This window comes from Limnobacter sp. (assembly GCF_043511195.1).
Classification (GTDB): domain Bacteria; phylum Pseudomonadota; class Gammaproteobacteria; order Burkholderiales; family Burkholderiaceae_B; genus Limnobacter.
Genome location: NZ_CP121330.1, coordinates 2,939,791 through 2,955,421, shown reverse-complemented (window position 1 = coordinate 2,955,421; position 15,631 = coordinate 2,939,791). Strand labels below are relative to the sequence as shown.

General features: G+C 52.5%; 14 protein-coding genes. 11 read left to right on the top strand and 3 right to left on the bottom strand.

From position 1 onward, the window contains the following. Window positions 1-45 precede the first annotated feature (45 nt). The 4 genes from P0D43_RS14050 to P0D43_RS14035 are packed head-to-tail and all read left to right on the top strand — an operon-like array spanning window position 46 to window position 2,539. Entirely contained in the window at window positions 46-696 is a 651-nt protein-coding gene (locus P0D43_RS14050) for a MotA/TolQ/ExbB proton channel family protein (RefSeq protein WP_341237458.1), read from the top strand. A gap of 5 nt (window positions 697-701) precedes the next feature. Beyond that, window positions 702-1,310: a hypothetical protein gene (locus tag P0D43_RS14045; protein WP_159572397.1), complete on the top strand. Its 609-nt coding sequence runs from the start codon at window positions 702-704 to the stop codon at window positions 1,308-1,310. Next, window positions 1,307-1,822, top strand: coding sequence for a hypothetical protein (locus P0D43_RS14040; RefSeq protein ID WP_159572399.1), 516 nt, complete (start codon window positions 1,307-1,309; stop codon window positions 1,820-1,822). Before P0D43_RS14045 ends, P0D43_RS14040 begins: the two co-directional genes overlap by 4 nt. Window positions 1,823-1,825: 3 nt before the next feature. Beyond that, complete coding sequence (locus tag P0D43_RS14035) at window positions 1,826-2,539, top strand: hypothetical protein (RefSeq protein ID WP_159572401.1); 714 nt, start codon at window positions 1,826-1,828, stop codon at window positions 2,537-2,539. A gap of 16 nt (window positions 2,540-2,555) precedes the next feature. On the opposite strand, the gene P0D43_RS14030 is transcribed toward P0D43_RS14035, so the two are convergent. The 3 genes from P0D43_RS14030 to P0D43_RS14020 all read right to left on the bottom strand — a co-directional run bounded on the left by P0D43_RS14030 (window position 2,556) and on the right by P0D43_RS14020 (window position 8,470). Next, window positions 2,556-3,095, bottom strand: coding sequence for a hypothetical protein (locus P0D43_RS14030; protein ID WP_394672718.1), 540 nt, complete (start codon window positions 3,093-3,095; stop codon window positions 2,556-2,558). A 75-nt stretch (window positions 3,096-3,170) separates the two neighbouring features. Continuing rightward, window positions 3,171-7,784, bottom strand: a complete 4,614-nt coding sequence (locus P0D43_RS14025; protein WP_394672717.1) for an ATP-binding protein — start codon at window positions 7,782-7,784, stop codon at window positions 3,171-3,173. A gap of 80 nt (window positions 7,785-7,864) precedes the next feature. Continuing rightward, window positions 7,865-8,470, bottom strand: coding sequence for a TetR/AcrR family transcriptional regulator (locus P0D43_RS14020; RefSeq protein WP_394672716.1), 606 nt, complete (start codon window positions 8,468-8,470; stop codon window positions 7,865-7,867). Between the two features lie 94 nt (window positions 8,471-8,564). Between P0D43_RS14020 and P0D43_RS14015 the strand changes: the two genes are divergently transcribed. The 7 genes from P0D43_RS14015 (at window position 8,565) to P0D43_RS13985 (ending at window position 15,474) form a co-directional block, all read left to right on the top strand. Beyond that, window positions 8,565-9,452 (top strand): SDR family NAD(P)-dependent oxidoreductase, encoded by an 888-nt coding sequence (locus P0D43_RS14015; RefSeq protein WP_394672715.1) that lies wholly within the window; start codon window positions 8,565-8,567, stop codon window positions 9,450-9,452. Window positions 9,453-9,464: 12 nt separating this feature from the next. Next, window positions 9,465-10,391: a ferritin-like domain-containing protein gene (locus tag P0D43_RS14010; RefSeq protein ID WP_159572411.1), complete on the top strand. Its 927-nt coding sequence runs from the start codon at window positions 9,465-9,467 to the stop codon at window positions 10,389-10,391. Between the two features lie 17 nt (window positions 10,392-10,408). Continuing rightward, window positions 10,409-12,001, top strand: a complete 1,593-nt coding sequence (locus P0D43_RS14005) for a flavin-containing monooxygenase (protein WP_394672714.1) — start codon at window positions 10,409-10,411, stop codon at window positions 11,999-12,001. Between the two features lie 111 nt (window positions 12,002-12,112). Further along, on the top strand, window positions 12,113-13,462 hold the full coding sequence (gene chrA / locus P0D43_RS14000) for a chromate efflux transporter (RefSeq protein WP_394672713.1): 1,350 nt from the start codon (window positions 12,113-12,115) through the stop codon (window positions 13,460-13,462). A gap of 25 nt (window positions 13,463-13,487) precedes the next feature. Continuing rightward, window positions 13,488-13,898 (top strand): PaaI family thioesterase, encoded by a 411-nt coding sequence (locus P0D43_RS13995; RefSeq protein WP_159572417.1) that lies wholly within the window; start codon window positions 13,488-13,490, stop codon window positions 13,896-13,898. Between the two features lie 27 nt (window positions 13,899-13,925). After that, window positions 13,926-14,477, top strand: a complete 552-nt coding sequence (locus tag P0D43_RS13990) for an NADPH-dependent FMN reductase (protein WP_394672712.1) — start codon at window positions 13,926-13,928, stop codon at window positions 14,475-14,477. Window positions 14,478-14,610: 133 nt separating this feature from the next. Continuing rightward, window positions 14,611-15,474: a flagellin gene (locus P0D43_RS13985; RefSeq protein ID WP_394672711.1), complete on the top strand. Its 864-nt coding sequence runs from the start codon at window positions 14,611-14,613 to the stop codon at window positions 15,472-15,474. Window positions 15,475-15,631 lie beyond the last annotated feature (157 nt).

The window sequence follows — 15,631 nt, the reverse complement described above, 5'->3', positions numbered from 1 at the left end:
GTTGCAAACTGGGACAGACGAACAACAACCAAGGGACTATTCGCATTGAACACCAACAAAACACACACCCTGTTTTTGCTGTGGGTGCTGCTGATCAGCCTGACTGCGTTTGGTTTTTACATGACCTGGCACAAGGGCTTGTTCCAATGGATCATTCTGACTGACAACACCCGCATTTGCGTGGTTATTGTGTTGGCCTTCGTGGTGGGTAGCGGCCTGGCCGGTTGGCGCAGCGTTTACTTGAGTCGGCAGTGGCAGTACTTCGAGCAGATCCGTCTCGGCGCAAGCAATTTCAAATTGGGCCAATCCATTTGCCATGACTATTTGACCCATCCGCTGGCGCATCCCAGTGAAGGTCAGTTGATGGCCGAGGTGATGGCCGAACGTGCACGGGGCACTCACCAGGTGGGCTGGTTTGTGACCGGGTTGATGATCAAATTGGGACTGCTGGGCACGGTGGTCGGTTTCATCATGATGCTCAGTAGCCTGGAAGGTTTGGAGCAACTGGACATATCCGACATCAAGTCCCTGATGCAACAAATGACGCAGGGCATGGGCGTGGCGATGAACACCACCTTGGTTGGCTTGATCGGCAGCATTTTGTTGGGCTTGCAGTTTTTGATGCTGGATCGCCATGCCGACAAGCTGATTGCTGCCACTGTGGATTATGCACACCGAAACGTGAAAGCGAGCTGAGCAGCATGCCGCTTTTCAATCACAAACCAGACTTCGAGCTGGACCCGTTCACAGATTTGATCTTCAACGCCTTGTTGATTTTCACCTTTCTGTTCTTGATGGCTTTGTTGCTGCTGAACCCACCTGCCAAAAGCGGAATTATTGATCCCAAAGCCGAGTTTTTGGTGACGGTGAGTTGGCCGGACAACGACCCCAATGACATTGATGTGTGGGCGGCCGGACCCGCCGGTGCGCAGGTGTGGTTTATGCGGCCACAAGACGGCCTGTTGCACCTGGACCGTGATGACCGTGGCCTGGCCAATGACACTCAGGAAATTGAAGGCAAAACCTTTGTGAATCCATTGAACCAGGAGGTGTTGACCATTCGTGGACGACCACCCGGTGAATACATTGTCAATTTGCATTATTACAAATCGGAGAACAACCAGCCTGTGCCTGTGAATGTGTATGTGGCAGAGGTGAACCCGAAATTGAAGGTATTGCATTACTCCACCGTGAACCTGCAGCAACAAGGCGATGAGGCCACTGCGGTGCGTTTTACGATTGACACCAGTGGCACTGTGGGCAATATCAACCAACTTGAAAAATCTTTGGTGAAGGCAGACGGAAAATGAATGAAGTGTTAGTGGGTTTGGGCATTGCCTATATTTTTCTGGCGGCACTTTTGCTGTTGGCCCTTGTGTATGGCCGAATACACTGGTCGCTCAAGCTGGTTCTGATTGTGGTGTCGGTGGGTTTTTATTGGGTCAGTTACATCAATTGGCAAAACGCGCAGGGTTGGCCAAGCCAGGCGGAATTGCCCAAGCGATTTTTGTTTTATGCGGTGGTGGTTGAAGAACCCGACAAAACCGAAGGCATCAAAGGGCGCTTGTTCGTGTGGGCCAGCGACCTGGCCAATGACAGACCTTCTGAAACGCCGCGTGCGTATGAGTTGCCCTACGACAAAGAACTGCATGTGAAACTGGACGCAGCACAACGCCAAATGCGCAACGGAAATCTGCAAATCGGGGAAGTGGGGGGCGAGTTGTTTGACCCGACTTCAGCCAGAGACAACAACCGGATTGCAGACAAGAAAATTGATCTGGAATTCACGGATTTGCCCGATCCCCAGTTGCCGGAGAAGTAAGCCATGTTGAAAGTTTTGAGTGTGGTCTTTTTGACGCTTGGTCTGGCATCTTGTTCCAAGGTGGGCGGGGGCGAATACTTTCCGCTGGACGAAGGCATGCAGTGGCATTACCAACTTGATTACGTGATGCCCGACGGCAAGAACAAAAAAGGCCTGACGATTCGCACGGTGGGGCAATCCAGCTTCAAAACCGAAGACGATGAAATCAAGGGCATGGTGCGAAGAACATCCGACGGCACGGATTATTTCATTCAGGAGCGGGCCGATGGTTTTTACCGTGTTGGCAAACGTGTCATTGTGCAGACCAAGCCGCAAGCCGACAAAACCGCTCGTTTGATCTTGCCCAAGGGTCGAAACCTTCGAGTGGGTTACACCTGGACGCAGGACACCAGCCCGTATGTGATGCACTGGATGCCGCCATTTATTGAGGCCAATGCCAGTATCAAGCCTTTTGATCTGGTCTATGAGGTTGCTTCACTCGATGAGACCGTGGAAACACCTGCGGGTGTTTTTGAGAAATGTATTCGCCTGGATGGCACGGGCAAAATGGTGTTCTATGCAGACGCCAGCGCGGGCTATCAGGAAATTCTGATTAACCACAGTGAATGGTATGCGCCCGGTGTCGGGTTGGTGAAGCTGGAGCGTGAAGAGCCCTTGAACACCAGCATCATGAAAGGGGGGAAAGTGACCATGGCGCTAACGCGCTTGCTTCAATAATTCCCCCGGATCTTTTTTATTTGTTGAACAACCCTTCAAGGATCTGATCGCAGAAGCGCTTGCGTTTTTCGCCGTTGCCGGTGACCGAGCAGTGTTCAATCAATACTTGATCACCGACAATGCTGTGCGACTCCACACGGTCGGCGTAGAGCAGTATTTCCTCGGTGTCCAGGCTGAACTTGGAATCCAGGTCCATTTGGTTCAGGTCTGGCCTGCGCCAGTGCACAGTGAACAATGGCTGGTTCTTGAACACTTCGCCTTTCTGGTTTTGCAGCTCGGTGACCGCTTGCACCGCCAACACAGGGTGGCTGTTGAACTCTTGCGGGTAATACCGCTTCATTTCGCGCATGATGTTGTATGCGTCAGTTGCAAACAGGGTCACGATCCGATTGCGCGTGACAAACGTCAGTTGATCTGTATCAAGACCGCGAACTTCCACAATATTGCCGTTGGCCATTTTCTCCATGGAGTCTGGTGCAGGCGGACTGCAGGCTGCAAGAATTGCAGCACAGATCAGTAAGGTGGCGTGTTTGAAGTGGCGCAACATAAGGCGCATGCGTGGTCTCCGGTGTCGTGTTGTTGTGCCAGCAGTATAGGGGGTAAATGTTGTCACCTGGCTTACACCAGGTACTTACTTTCGGCAAAGCTTGCGCAATGCAGACTCCAGTTCGGCGGGTTTGGGTGGTTTGGCCATGATCATGTCCACTTGGGGCACTTCCTCGTTGTTCAGCGACATTTGTTTGCCCCAGCCTGTCAGCATCAATACAGGCGTTGTCGGACTTAGTGATTTGATCATTTCGGCCAGTTCTTTGCCATCCATTTCCGGCATGCCCAGGTCGGTAATCAGTGCGTCGAAATCCTCGCCTTTTCGGGCAGCCTGATTGAACAGTTGCGTAGCCAACGAGCCACTGTTGGCCGATTGAACCAGGTGCCCTGACATTTCCAGAATTGCCGTCATGGCGGCCAGTACGTTGGGATCGTCATCGACAAGCAGCAGGCTCAAGGGGCGAGCGGTGTTTGAATCGGATTCCGAATGACTCGCTTGAACGGTGTCATTGTGGTCCTTGGCCAGCACAGGGAAGTACAAATGAATTGCGGTGCCTTTGTTGAGCTCACTGCGAATATCCATGAATCCGTCGGCTCTTTGCACGATGCCATACACCATTGACAATCCGAGCCCCGTGCCTCGCTCACCTTTGGTGGTGAAAAACGGCTCAAAGCAACGTGTCTGTTGTTCTTGAGTCATGCCAATGCCGTTGTCCTGAACCACAACTACAATTTGCGGCTTGCCATCGTTTTCTTCAAATGCCGTTTTGAGTTGAATTTGACCCCCTTGAGGTAAGGCATCCACGGCATTCAAAATCAGGTTGGTCAGGATCTCGCGCAACTCGGTTTCAGACACAGCCAACCTTGGCAGGGAATTGGTCAATTCATGGACAATGTTGATGGTAATGCCATTTCGAAGTGCCATGTCTCCCCACCGCGGCCGGGTCAACTCAATGGCCTCCAGGCACATGTCATTGGCATCGCTGCTGCTGGTGGGTTCCTGCTCGTTTTTTGACCGGGCAAAACGCCCCATGCGGTCAACGGTGTTGCTGACATCGTCAATTGCAGTTTGAACAATGCGCAGCTGTTTGAAACCCTTCTCGCTGATCAGTTTTTCATTCTCCAGCAACGATTCAAGGTAGAGCGTGGCTGGGGAAATGGCGTTGTTGATGTCGTGTGCAATGCCGCTGGCCATCCCCGCCAGCGCGTGCAAGCGTTCTTGTTGTAGCACCATGTTCTGTGTGGACTGCAGTTCCCGGTAGGCTTCTTTCAGTTCATTGAGCAACTCGACTTGTGACAAAGCCACTGCCACGTGTTCGCTCAATTGATCGACGAACTCGATTTCCTCGCCGGAAAATGAAGCGATCTCGATCCGCGAGATCACGAGAATGCCAAGCACCTCGTTGCCTTTCATCAATGGGTTGATAATCAGGCTGTGCAGATTGCCCAAGGTATTCATGGCTGCGCCAATCGGTCCCCGAGACTCACCCATATTGTCGTTGTGAACCCGTTTGCCTTGAAGTGCCGCTTCCAGATGAATTCCATGCCCTTTGACTTGTGCACCAACAAAAAGCCCCAACTTGTCGGCCAAAGCCTGACTGCGCTCGCCGACCGATCGCACAACCAGGGTGTTGCTTGCGCTGTTGTAGGTGGCCATCAGGCTGAAGTCAGAGGGCAGACGTTCCTCCACATGATTGACCACCACGTTGTAAATTGAATCCAGGCTTTGACGATGTCTGATTGCCTTCGTGATCTGGTTGAGCAGTTGCATGCGAGCCAGTTGCGCCTGACTTTCCCGTTTGGATTGCACGATGCGACTCATGTCGGTGATGCCGCCCACCATGCGAATGCCTTTGCCCGAGGCGGTGTCGCGAATGACATGACCGCGATGGATTACATCCAGCCAGCGCCCATCTGCATGCCGGAAGCGGTATTCATCTTGCCAAATGTCACTTTGCCCGTCGATCACTTGGCGAACACAGTTCAAAACGCGTTCAAGATCCTCTGGGTGAATGAGTCTTGTCCAGGAGCGCGAGTCTTTTTCAAGCGACTCTCTTGGATGCGCAAACAGGTTTTGCATGCCTTCGTTCCACCAAAGCTCGTCGGTCTCAAGATCCCAGTCCCACACGCAATCGGTGGTGACACGGGTGAGCGAGCGAAACATCGACAAACTTTCTTGCAAGGCATCCTGACGAAGTTTTTGTTCGGTGATGTCGCGTTGAATGCCGATCCAGTGTGTGCATTTTCCCAGTGAGTCAATCATCGGAACGATCTCGACGTCCACCCACATTTTTTCACCGTCTTTTGTGTAGGTAATCAGTTCTTCCCGCGCAGTCTCTTTGCGGGCCAAGGCCTCGCGAATTCTGGTTTTGGCCTCTGGCTGGGTTTCGGCTCCCCCCAGTACCGCAGGCGATTGCCCGTAAATTTCTTCGCGGGTGTAGCCTGTGCGCTCCAGAAATGCCTGGTTCACGTACTGAATTTTCACTCCGTCTGAATCAATTGATTCTGCGTCAGTCACCAATACCATGTCATTGAGGCGTTCAAGACAGGTTTGCAAGAGACGAAGGCTTTCCATGGTTTTGGCTCGCTCAATGCCATTGACCAGATTGTCCAGTGCCATGGAGCGATTGCGCGACACAGTGTCGAGTACATGAAGCATTTCGCCACTGAAAAAATGGGGTTCATCACTCATGTAGACAAGTCCGGAATGCAGTCGACCGTTCAGGTGCAGCGGGATGATCGCCATGGACTCGAAACCTCGGTCCAGTGCTTCATCCAGCCATTTTTTGGCGATGGGCTCATTGCGCAGATCGTCCACGACAAATACCTGGCCGGTTCGCAGTTTCTGAAGCAGGGGCGAATCAGCTCTCAGTGTGAGTTTGGACATGACCGTGGAAACAAATTCTGTGTCGCGCCCACCTTTGGCGGCCACGGTGAATTCAAGTGTGTCTCGTTTGAACTGCACCACCCACACCAGTGGAATCTTGGCCAGTTTGGGGGCGGCTTCGCAAATTTCCTCGTACATGGCCTGTGCGCTGTCAAATGCAGAGAGTCTTTGATTAATGTGGTTCTGTGCCAGCAGGGCGCCATTGATTCTTTCCATCATCACGTCTTTCTTGCGCTGATCCGTGATGTCTTGAATGCAACCGTGAATTCGGGCAGGTTTGTTGTCCGCATCTTTCATGACCTCGCCCGCAATCCTTGCCCAGATTCGTCGATTCTTGAAAGTGTTCATTTGAACCAGAATATCGAACGCTTCGCCTTTGGTTTTTGCATTGCCGATGGCCTGTGCAATTACTTGTTTGTAGCGACCCACGTACAGGTTCATGCCTTGTTCAAGATTGGGAATCTGATCTGAATCATGCTCAAGCAGCTGAAAGGTTTCTTCAGACCAATACACCGCATCATTGTTGATGAGGTCGATTGCCCAGCCACCCAGTTTGCCAACTTGCCCGCCCAGACGTTGAAGCGCCATGCTGAATTTCAGTGCATCCAGCGCATGTTGCTGTTCCATGAGTTCATCCGTGGAGCCCGCAACATGATTCAGCACATCGACTTTGTGATCGGCTGGATGTGGTGCAGAGCCAATTCCCTGTCGTGGCAAACAAATTCGGAATTCTGCACCCGCCCCCGGATTGCTGTAGGCCTGAATGGAGCCATGGTGGCGTTCAATTATTTTTTTAACATTGGCAAGGCCCATGCCGTGCCCGTGGTAATCATGAAGGCTGTGCAAGCGTTGAAACGGCTTGAACAGATTGCCTGCAAGTTCGGGGTCGAATCCAACGCCGTTGTCTTTGACCGAGAGCGTCAGTAACTCATCGGATTCAAGTACATCCACCTGAATTTCAGGGTGTGTTTTCTTGCTGCTGAATTTCAATGCATTTGAAAACAGGTTGAGAAATACCTGTTCAAGCAGCGCCTCATCGCCTTGCACAACAGGCAAGGGTTTGACTCGCCAGTTGGGGCGGGGGCCGTCACTTTCCAGCTCGGACAATATTCTTGCACGCGACACCACATCGGCCAGATTCACGCTTTTAAAGTGCAGTTCAGAATCGCCGAGGCGCGCAAAAGCCAGTAAATCTGAAACCAGTTTGCTGCCCCTGTCGCTGCTTTCCCTGATCCGCTGAATGTGCAGCCAGTCTTGTTGCGTGAAACTGGTACTGGATCGATTGCTTAAACTTGTTGCATGACCGTGAATCAGGTGCATCACCGAATTCAAGTCGTGAGCAACGCGCGCTGCAAAGCTGTCAAGGTCTGCATTCAGTTCGGTTAAACGTTGGTTGGCGGTGGTGACCTTGTTGAGCAGAGCGGCATTTTGTTGTCGCAGTCGCCGGTTTTCCAGTGCGCGCTGAATCATGGGTAAAATTTCAGCGAATTTGAATGGTTTGAGAACGTAGTCCAGCACACCGATCTGGATTGCTTCAACCGCAGTTTCCATGCTGCCATGGCCGGTCATTAAAATAGCGCTCAGGTCGGGGATGATTTGTTTGGCCTGGCGAATCAGTTCGGTGCCGCTTAAGCCGGGCAGTTTCAAATCAGTCAGCAGCAGTTCGCAAGGCTGTTCGCGCAGTGCATGCAATGCGTCGTTGGCATTCGAGAAGCTCAAGACTTCATAGCCTTCCAATTGCAGAAGGGTTGTGAGTGCTTCTCTTTGTAGGGTTTCATCGTCAACCACATACAGGCTTGCCGACAGGTTCATGGTGGCTCCTGCACTTTTTCTCTAACCCAGTGCATGGTAGCGAATTTAACGATAGTTAACGATAGCCAATTTGGAGCCACTCAGCTTTGCAGTTCCCGTTCTACGTAATGACCGGCCATGTCGGCCAAACCTTTGGCCAAGTCATCAAAAGAAAACCCCGGGTTGGGGTGGTTCAGGTAGCGGATCATGGTTGCAATGCCGCTGTTGATGAAGATGTACGTCATGGTTTGCAAGTTCTTCAAGCGCAGAATTTCGGGATGCTTGATCGCATGTTGAACAAACAGATCGGTCAACGCTCTGTAAATAGGGCCGAAAGGCACATGTTTCTCCATCAAGGCCGATTCCCGGGCACAGCGCAAATACAGCTCATCGTCTTTTTTCAGGAAATCAGCGGTCTGCGCAATCAATTCATACACCCCATCGCGTAGCGAAAGCCGAACAACGTTGTTTGTTGCGCCTTGAATAACCCCAACAAGTTCTCTTGAAAAGCGTTCTCCCATGGCGCTGAAAATTGCCTCCTTGTTCTCGAAATACTCATAAATCGAGCCCACACCCACACCGGCATATTCTGCGATTTGCCGCGTGGTTGCGCCTTCTGCGCCATGTTTGGCCAAGGCAATGAAGGAACCTTGAACAATGGTTTCTACCGTGTTCTGGGAGCGAGTCTGTTTGGGTTTTCTGGTCATGGGAAATATCCGAATTGAATCCGAACAAACGTTCGTTTTAATATGACATTGTTCAATGTCACGGTCGCTATGTCAAGCGCAACAGGATTTACACATGTTCGGAAAGAAAATAACCAAGGGCGCCAATGCGGTGGTCACCGGTGCAGGCAGCGGCATAGGCCGCGCGTTTGCACTTGAAATTGTGCGGCGGGGCGGGCGTGTAGTGTGTGCCGACATTAGCCTGGAACGTGCACAGGAAACTGTGGACCTGATTATGGACCTGGTGGCAGGCAAGCTGAAAAACCCCGACCTGGTGTTTGTGTCACAGGCCTGGGCCGTGAAATGCGATGTCAGCAAATTAAAGGATGTGGAGGCGTTGGCTGAAGAAGCCGAAAGGGTGTTCGGCGGCAGCGATGAGAACACCGCCATTGATCTGGTGGTGAACAACGCAGGTGTTGGCGCCGGTGGCAAGCCGATTGGTGAAACCACAATCGACGACTGGAAGTGGACCATTGGTGTGAACCTGTGGGGTGTCATTCATGGTTGCCATGTGTTTGCCCCGCGTTTGCGCAAAAAGGGTGCGGCTACCAAGTGCGGCATCATCAATGTGGCTTCCACGGCAAGTTTTGCTGCTGCACCGTTGATGAGTGCCTACAACGTGACCAAAGCGGGCGCGCTCGCACTGAGCGAAACGCTGGCTGCGGAGATGGCCGGCACGGGCGTGAATGTGACCGCACTGTGCCCCACCTTTGTAAAAACCAATATTACGAACGACGGCCGCATTGATGCCGCTTCCAGCAAGCTCGCCAACAAGCTGATGGAGTGGACCGGTGTGTCTGCCGACGGGGTTGTGAAAGAAACACTGAATGCATTGGACAAAGGGCAGTTGTATGTGTTGCCCCAACTCGATGCCCGCATGATTTGGCGCATGAAGCGCTTGATGCCCCGCAGTTACACGCGCGGTGCTGGTTTATTGGCCCGTGTGGCCGCCAAAGCTTTTTAAGGAGTACACAAAATGCCTCAACTTGATCTTGAAAAAACACTGCGCCGTATCAAGGAAAATCAATGGGCCCTGGCTGACATTGATTGGGATGCACCTGGTCGCGAAATGATTTCGGATGAACAGTGGCCCAAGCTGAAGGCCTTCATGGCCGACCTGACCTGGATTGAGCACATTGGTGCGCGTGGTTTTGCGGCCATGGCCAAGAAAGCACCGAATGACACCTTGAAGGAAATTTACACCTGGTTCCATGCAGAAGAACAACGCCACGCCAATGCCGAACTGGCTTTGATGCAGCGTTGGGGCATGCTGGAAGAAGGGGAAATTCCTGAGCCCAACATCAACTTGCGTTTGACAATTGACTGGCTGGACAAATACAGCGACGACATGCCACTGAGCGTACTGGGAAGCGTAATTCCCATGCTGGAAGTGACGCTGGATGGCGCTTTGTGCAAGTTTTTGCTGGATGAAGTCAAAGACCCCGTGTGTCATGAAGTGTTCAAGAAAATCAATGCTGACGAGTCACGCCACCTTGGTGTGGATTTCCATGTGCTTGAAATGATGGGGCACGGCCCGATGTACCGCCTGGCTTTGGAAACAATTGCCACGGCCATCAACCCCAAATTGTTGTTGGGCGTGGCGGTTTATTTCCCCTTGCTGAACCGCATGCGCGACAACATTGTGACCATGGGTTTGAAGGAAGAACGGCTGTATGAAGCCATGGCCAAGTTCGAGAAATACGGTGGTGAAACACCGGAAGGCCGACGCAACCCTTGGTACCAAGTGATGCGCATGCATGGCAACTGGGTGATTAACCGCAAAAACCGTTTGTACCACGTGCCTGTGGATGCCGCTGTGAAAGCGTCGAACTACATCCCGAAAAGCTGGTTGCCACAAGTGCCAAGCTGGGTGAACAAACTGACCTGGCACACCACCGCGTAACTGAACTGGAATTCGCTATGACAACTGAACAATTGAAACCCAACAAGCCGCGTGCGCAAGCGTTGAAAGCCGAGCCGGGTGCAAGAACCACGGCACGAGCCGGTGCGGGCACTCGCCGAAAAACAGCCAGCAATGGCGGCCAGCATGTGTACGACACACTGATTATCGGTGCTGGTTTTGCCGGTTTGGGCACAGCCATCAAACTGCGTGAAGCGGGTGTGCACAATGTGGCCGTTCTGGAGCGTGCAGCAGAAGCTGGCGGCACCTGGCGCGACAACCAGTATCCGGGTGCTGCCTGTGATATTCCGTCGAATCTGTACAGCTTTTCGTTTGCGCCCAACCCCAATTGGTCACGCAGTTATTCCGGCAGCAAGGAAATTCTGGGGTATGTGCACAGCCTGGTGAATGACTTTGGCCTGGAAAAGCTGATTCAGTATCAGCAGAACGTAACGCGTGTAGAGCTGGATGATACGCAGGGCGTGTGGATGATTCACACCGACAACGGGCGCGTGTGGAAAGGCAAAACCGTGATCATGGCCAGTGGGCCTTTGGCCAATGCCAGCTTTCCGAAAATTCGTGGCATTGAAAATTTCAAAGGCAAGAAAATTCACAGTGCACAGTGGGACCACGACTACGACTTCACCGGCAAGCGGGTGGCTGTGATCGGCACGGGTGCCAGTGCCATTCAAATCATTCCGGAGCTGGTGAAAAAAGTCGACAAGCTCAAGGTGTTTCAGCGCACGCCAGCCTGGGTAATGCCACGCCCGGATTTCTCAACATCGGAGTTGAGCAAGAAGGTTTTTGCCAAGTTGCCGTTTACACAAAAAGCCATACGTGAGGCTTTGTATTGGACACACGAAAGCATGGCCTTGGCGGTGATCTGGAGTTCACCGGTGACACGGCTTGGCGAGCGTTTGGGACAGGCGTTTTTGAAATCCAAAGTACCCGACCCGTGGATGCGCAGGCAATTGAAGCCTGATTACAAACTGGGCTGCAAGCGTATTTTGGTGAGCAATGATTATTACCCGGCGCTGCAAAAAGAAAACTGTGAACTGATTACCTGGCCAATTGCCAATATCGTGGAGAAGGGCATACGTACCTCTGAAGGCATTGAACATCGAGTGGACTGCATTGTGTTTGCCACCGGGTTTGATGTGCCGAAAAGTGGTACGCCGTATCCTGTGAAGGGTGTGGGCGGGCGTGATCTGGCAGACGAATGGAAGCGCGGTGCGCAGGCATACAAAAGCATCAATGTGAGCGGCTACCCCAACCTGTACATCATGTTTGGGCCCAACAGCGGCCCTGGCCACAACTCGGCCTTGGTGTACATGGAGCAACAAATTGCCTATGCGGTGAAAGGCATTCGCACCATTTTGGATACGAACTTGAAAATGCTCGACGTAAAGCCCGATGTGCAGGCCAAACACAATGCCGACATTCAAAAGCGACTGGCCAAAACCAACTGGAATTCGGGTTGTAAAAGCTGGTACTTAACTGAAGATGGTTTTAACGCCACCATGTTCCCCGGTTTTGCTACGCAGTATGCCGCGCAAATGTCCAAGTTTGATGTGAAGGCTTATCGGCAGGTGAAAGCGGATATACAGGTTTGAAATGTGATTGATTAAGGTAGTGTGAGTAGTGTGGCCCCCAGTGACTCGTGACGGTCCTGGGGGTTTTTTATGAGATAAGATTAGCCGTCCAATCAATGACCTTGCTGATCAATGTCCACACCTGCTGCTCAAATGACTGATCTTGATCAACCCCCCGCACCTGTTAGCTTGATGCAGGCTTTCTGGTTTTGGCTGAAGCTGGGTTTTATCAGTTTTGGCGGACCTGCCGGGCAAATCGCCATCATGCATGAGGAGTTGGTTGAACGCCGCCGCTGGATTTCCGAGAAGCGCTTTTTACATGCCCTGAATTACTGCATGTTATTGCCTGGCCCCGAGGCTCAACAGTTGGCCACCTACCTTGGGTGGCTTATGCACCGCACCTGGGGCGGGGTGCTGGCGGGCGCTTTGTTTGTATTGCCATCCCTGTTTATTTTGATTGTGTTGTCGTGGGTGTATATCGCGTATGGCGATGTGCCGCTTGTCGCTGGCATTTTCTATGGCATCAAGCCAGCGGTTACCGCAATTGTGTTGCATGCGGCCCATCGAATTGGTTCGCGTGCCTTGAAGAATAACTGGATGTGGGCAATTGCAGCGGCTTCTTTTGTGGCCATTTTTGCAATGAACGTGCCGTTCCCCATTATCGTGGCCACGGCGGCCATCATCGGCTTTCTGGGTGGAAAGTTTTTCCCTGCCAAGTTCAATGGCAGCGGCACCCATGCAAGTGCTAAAAAATCGTACGGTGCCGCATTAATTGACGACAACACCCCAACACCCGAACATGCCCGTTTCAGCAAAATTCATTTGGCCAAAGTGGTGGCAGTGGGTGCATTGCTGTGGCTGGTGCCCATGGGTTTGCTTACCGCAAGCCTGGGTTGGCAAAACACCTTCACGCAAATGGGCTGGTTTTTCACCAAGGCAGCATTGCTGACCTTTGGCGGTGCGTATGCAGTGCTGCCTTATGTGTACCAAGGCGCGGTAGGCCATTATGGGTGGCTTACCCCCACGCAAATGATCGATGGCTTGGCCTTGGGTGAAACCACGCCGGGCCCACTGATTATGGTGGTTGCTTTTGTGGGCTTCGGGGGTGCTTATGTGCAGGCCGCTTTCGGTCCCGACAACGCATTCATCGCCGGTGCACTGGCTGCGGCCTTGGTGACCTGGTTCACTTTTCTACCTTCGTTTTTGTTTATTCTGGCGGGTGGCCCACTGGTTGAAAGCACGCACGATGATTTGAAATTCACGGCGCCACTGGTGGCCATTACTGCTGCGGTAGTGGGTGTAATTGTTAACCTGGCTGTGTTTTTTGGCTATCACGTGTGGTGGCCGGAAGGTTTGAATGGCCAGTTTGACTGGCGCGCTTTTTCGCTCACCATGGCCGCCTTGCTTGCACTGTTTTATTTCAAACGCTCGGTGATGCAAGTACTGGGTGCGTGTGCACTGATAGGACTTGCACTTTACTGAATAATCAACAACACGGAGACAAAGTTTGATCACCAAAGAAATGATGAACAAGTTCATCAACACGCAATTTCCGCAAAGCAAAATCACGGTTGAACATGTAGACGGAGACTCTGCCACGATTCGCCACAAGATCACGGAGGCGGAATTGCGCCCCGGTGGCACGGTGTCGGGGCCTGTGATGTTTTTGGTGGCTGATTGCGCGCTGTACGTAGGTATTCTGGGGAGAATCGGCATTGTGCCTTTGGCGGTGACCACCAATATGAATATCAACTTTTTGAGAAAACCCTCGGCAGACCGCGACATCATCGGCGTGTGCAAGTTGATCAAGGTTGGCAAAACTTTGGCAATTGGCGAAGTGTCTGTGTACTCTGAGGGCTTGCCCGAACCTGTGGCGCATGCAGTAGGTACCTACGCCATTCCGCCCAAAAAAGACTGATCGCGTCCAATCAAAAGGAGCACAACCATGAGTAACATCATTCGCGTACTGGGTATTTCAGGAAGCCTTCGTGCAAAGTCTTGCAACACGGGTTTGTTGCGCGCGGCAGCGGGGCAGTTGCCCGATGGCATGGAAATGCACTTCGCCAATTTGATCGACCTGCCTTTTTTCAATGCTGACCTTGCGGAAAGACCGGCTGCTGTTCAAACCTTTTTTGACCAGGTGAAACAAGCCGATGCCTTGTTACTGGCCTGCCCTGAGTATAACTATTCAATTGCACCGGCCCTGAAAAATGCGATTGACTGGGCTTCGCGCTACCCGGACAACGCTTTGCTGGCAGGCAAGCCAGTGGCCATTTGTGGCGCAGGCGGCGGCATGGGTACGGCGCGTGCCCAGTACCACTTGCGGCAGGTGTGCGTGTATCTCGATTTGCATCCCTTGAATAAACCCGAGGTGTTTGCCAGCGCATTTTCAGGCGGATTCGATGCAGACGGTAATGTGACCGACGAGAAAATCAAGTCAAACCTGGCTGCCCAGTTATTGGCCTTGAAAACATGGAGTCTTCGCCTGAAAGGGTAGGGGTGAAAAAAATTTCACTTCAGCCCTAAAGAATCATTTTTTCCAAGCGTTAATGAATCATGAGCAGCGCACGACAGTGCACGACACTGAAGGCGACTAGCTCCTAACTCAATAAATTGCTTGGAGAAATATCATGCTAGGAATCAACACCAACGTAGCCTCACTGACCGCCCAAAAGAACCTGTCTGGTTCAGGCATGGGTTTGAACAACGCGATTGCCCGCCTGTCCTCAGGCCTTCGTGTAAACAGCGCCAAAGACGACGCAGCAGGCCTGGCCATTGCCGAGCGCATGCAAGCCCAGATCAAGGGCTACGATGTGGCCGCCCGCAACGCCAACGACGGCATTTCACTGTTGCAAGTAGCCGACGGCGCCATGGGCAAGATCAGCGACAACCTGCAGCGTATGCGTGAACTCGCAGTGCAGGCCAAAAACGGCACCCTGAACGACACCGACCGTGTAAACCTGAACCGCGAATACGCGGAGCTGGCCAACGAAGTGGATCGCATTGTGACCGGCAGCACTTTCAACGGCAACAACATGTTTGATGCCGCCAACAAAACACTGAGCTTCCAGGTGGGCACCGGCAACGCGGTTTCCGACACCCTGGCACTGAATTTGACTGACGATGGTCTGGCTGCAGGCAATGACCTGAGCACCATCATGACCAACGGCGCTGCAAGCATTCAGGCCAACCTCAATGGTGTGGACACGGTAGCGAACGCCACCACTGCGATCACCACGCTGGACGCCTCGATTGACGCCATCACCGGCATTCGTGCTGTGGTGGGTGCGGGCCAAAGCCGACTGGAGCAGGTGGCCTCGTTTGCTGACTTGTCCAGCACCAACTTGCAAGCCGCACGTGGACGGATCATGGATGCAGACTTTGCCAAGGAAACGGCAGCACTGACCCGCTCACAGATCTTGCAGCAGGCTGGCACCGCCATGCTCGCCCAGGCCAACCAGTTGCCCAACAACGTCCTGAGCCTGTTGCAGTAACCCTGAATTGACCAAGCACTGGCTGATCTGACTAGCATCGGATCAGCTGGTTTCGGCAGGGGACATTCCCGGATTCGGACCATTCGTCCTCTGCCTTTTTTCTCCCCGCTGGTGTTTGTACCAATGACATCACGCACCATTTGGCATTAAACTGCAT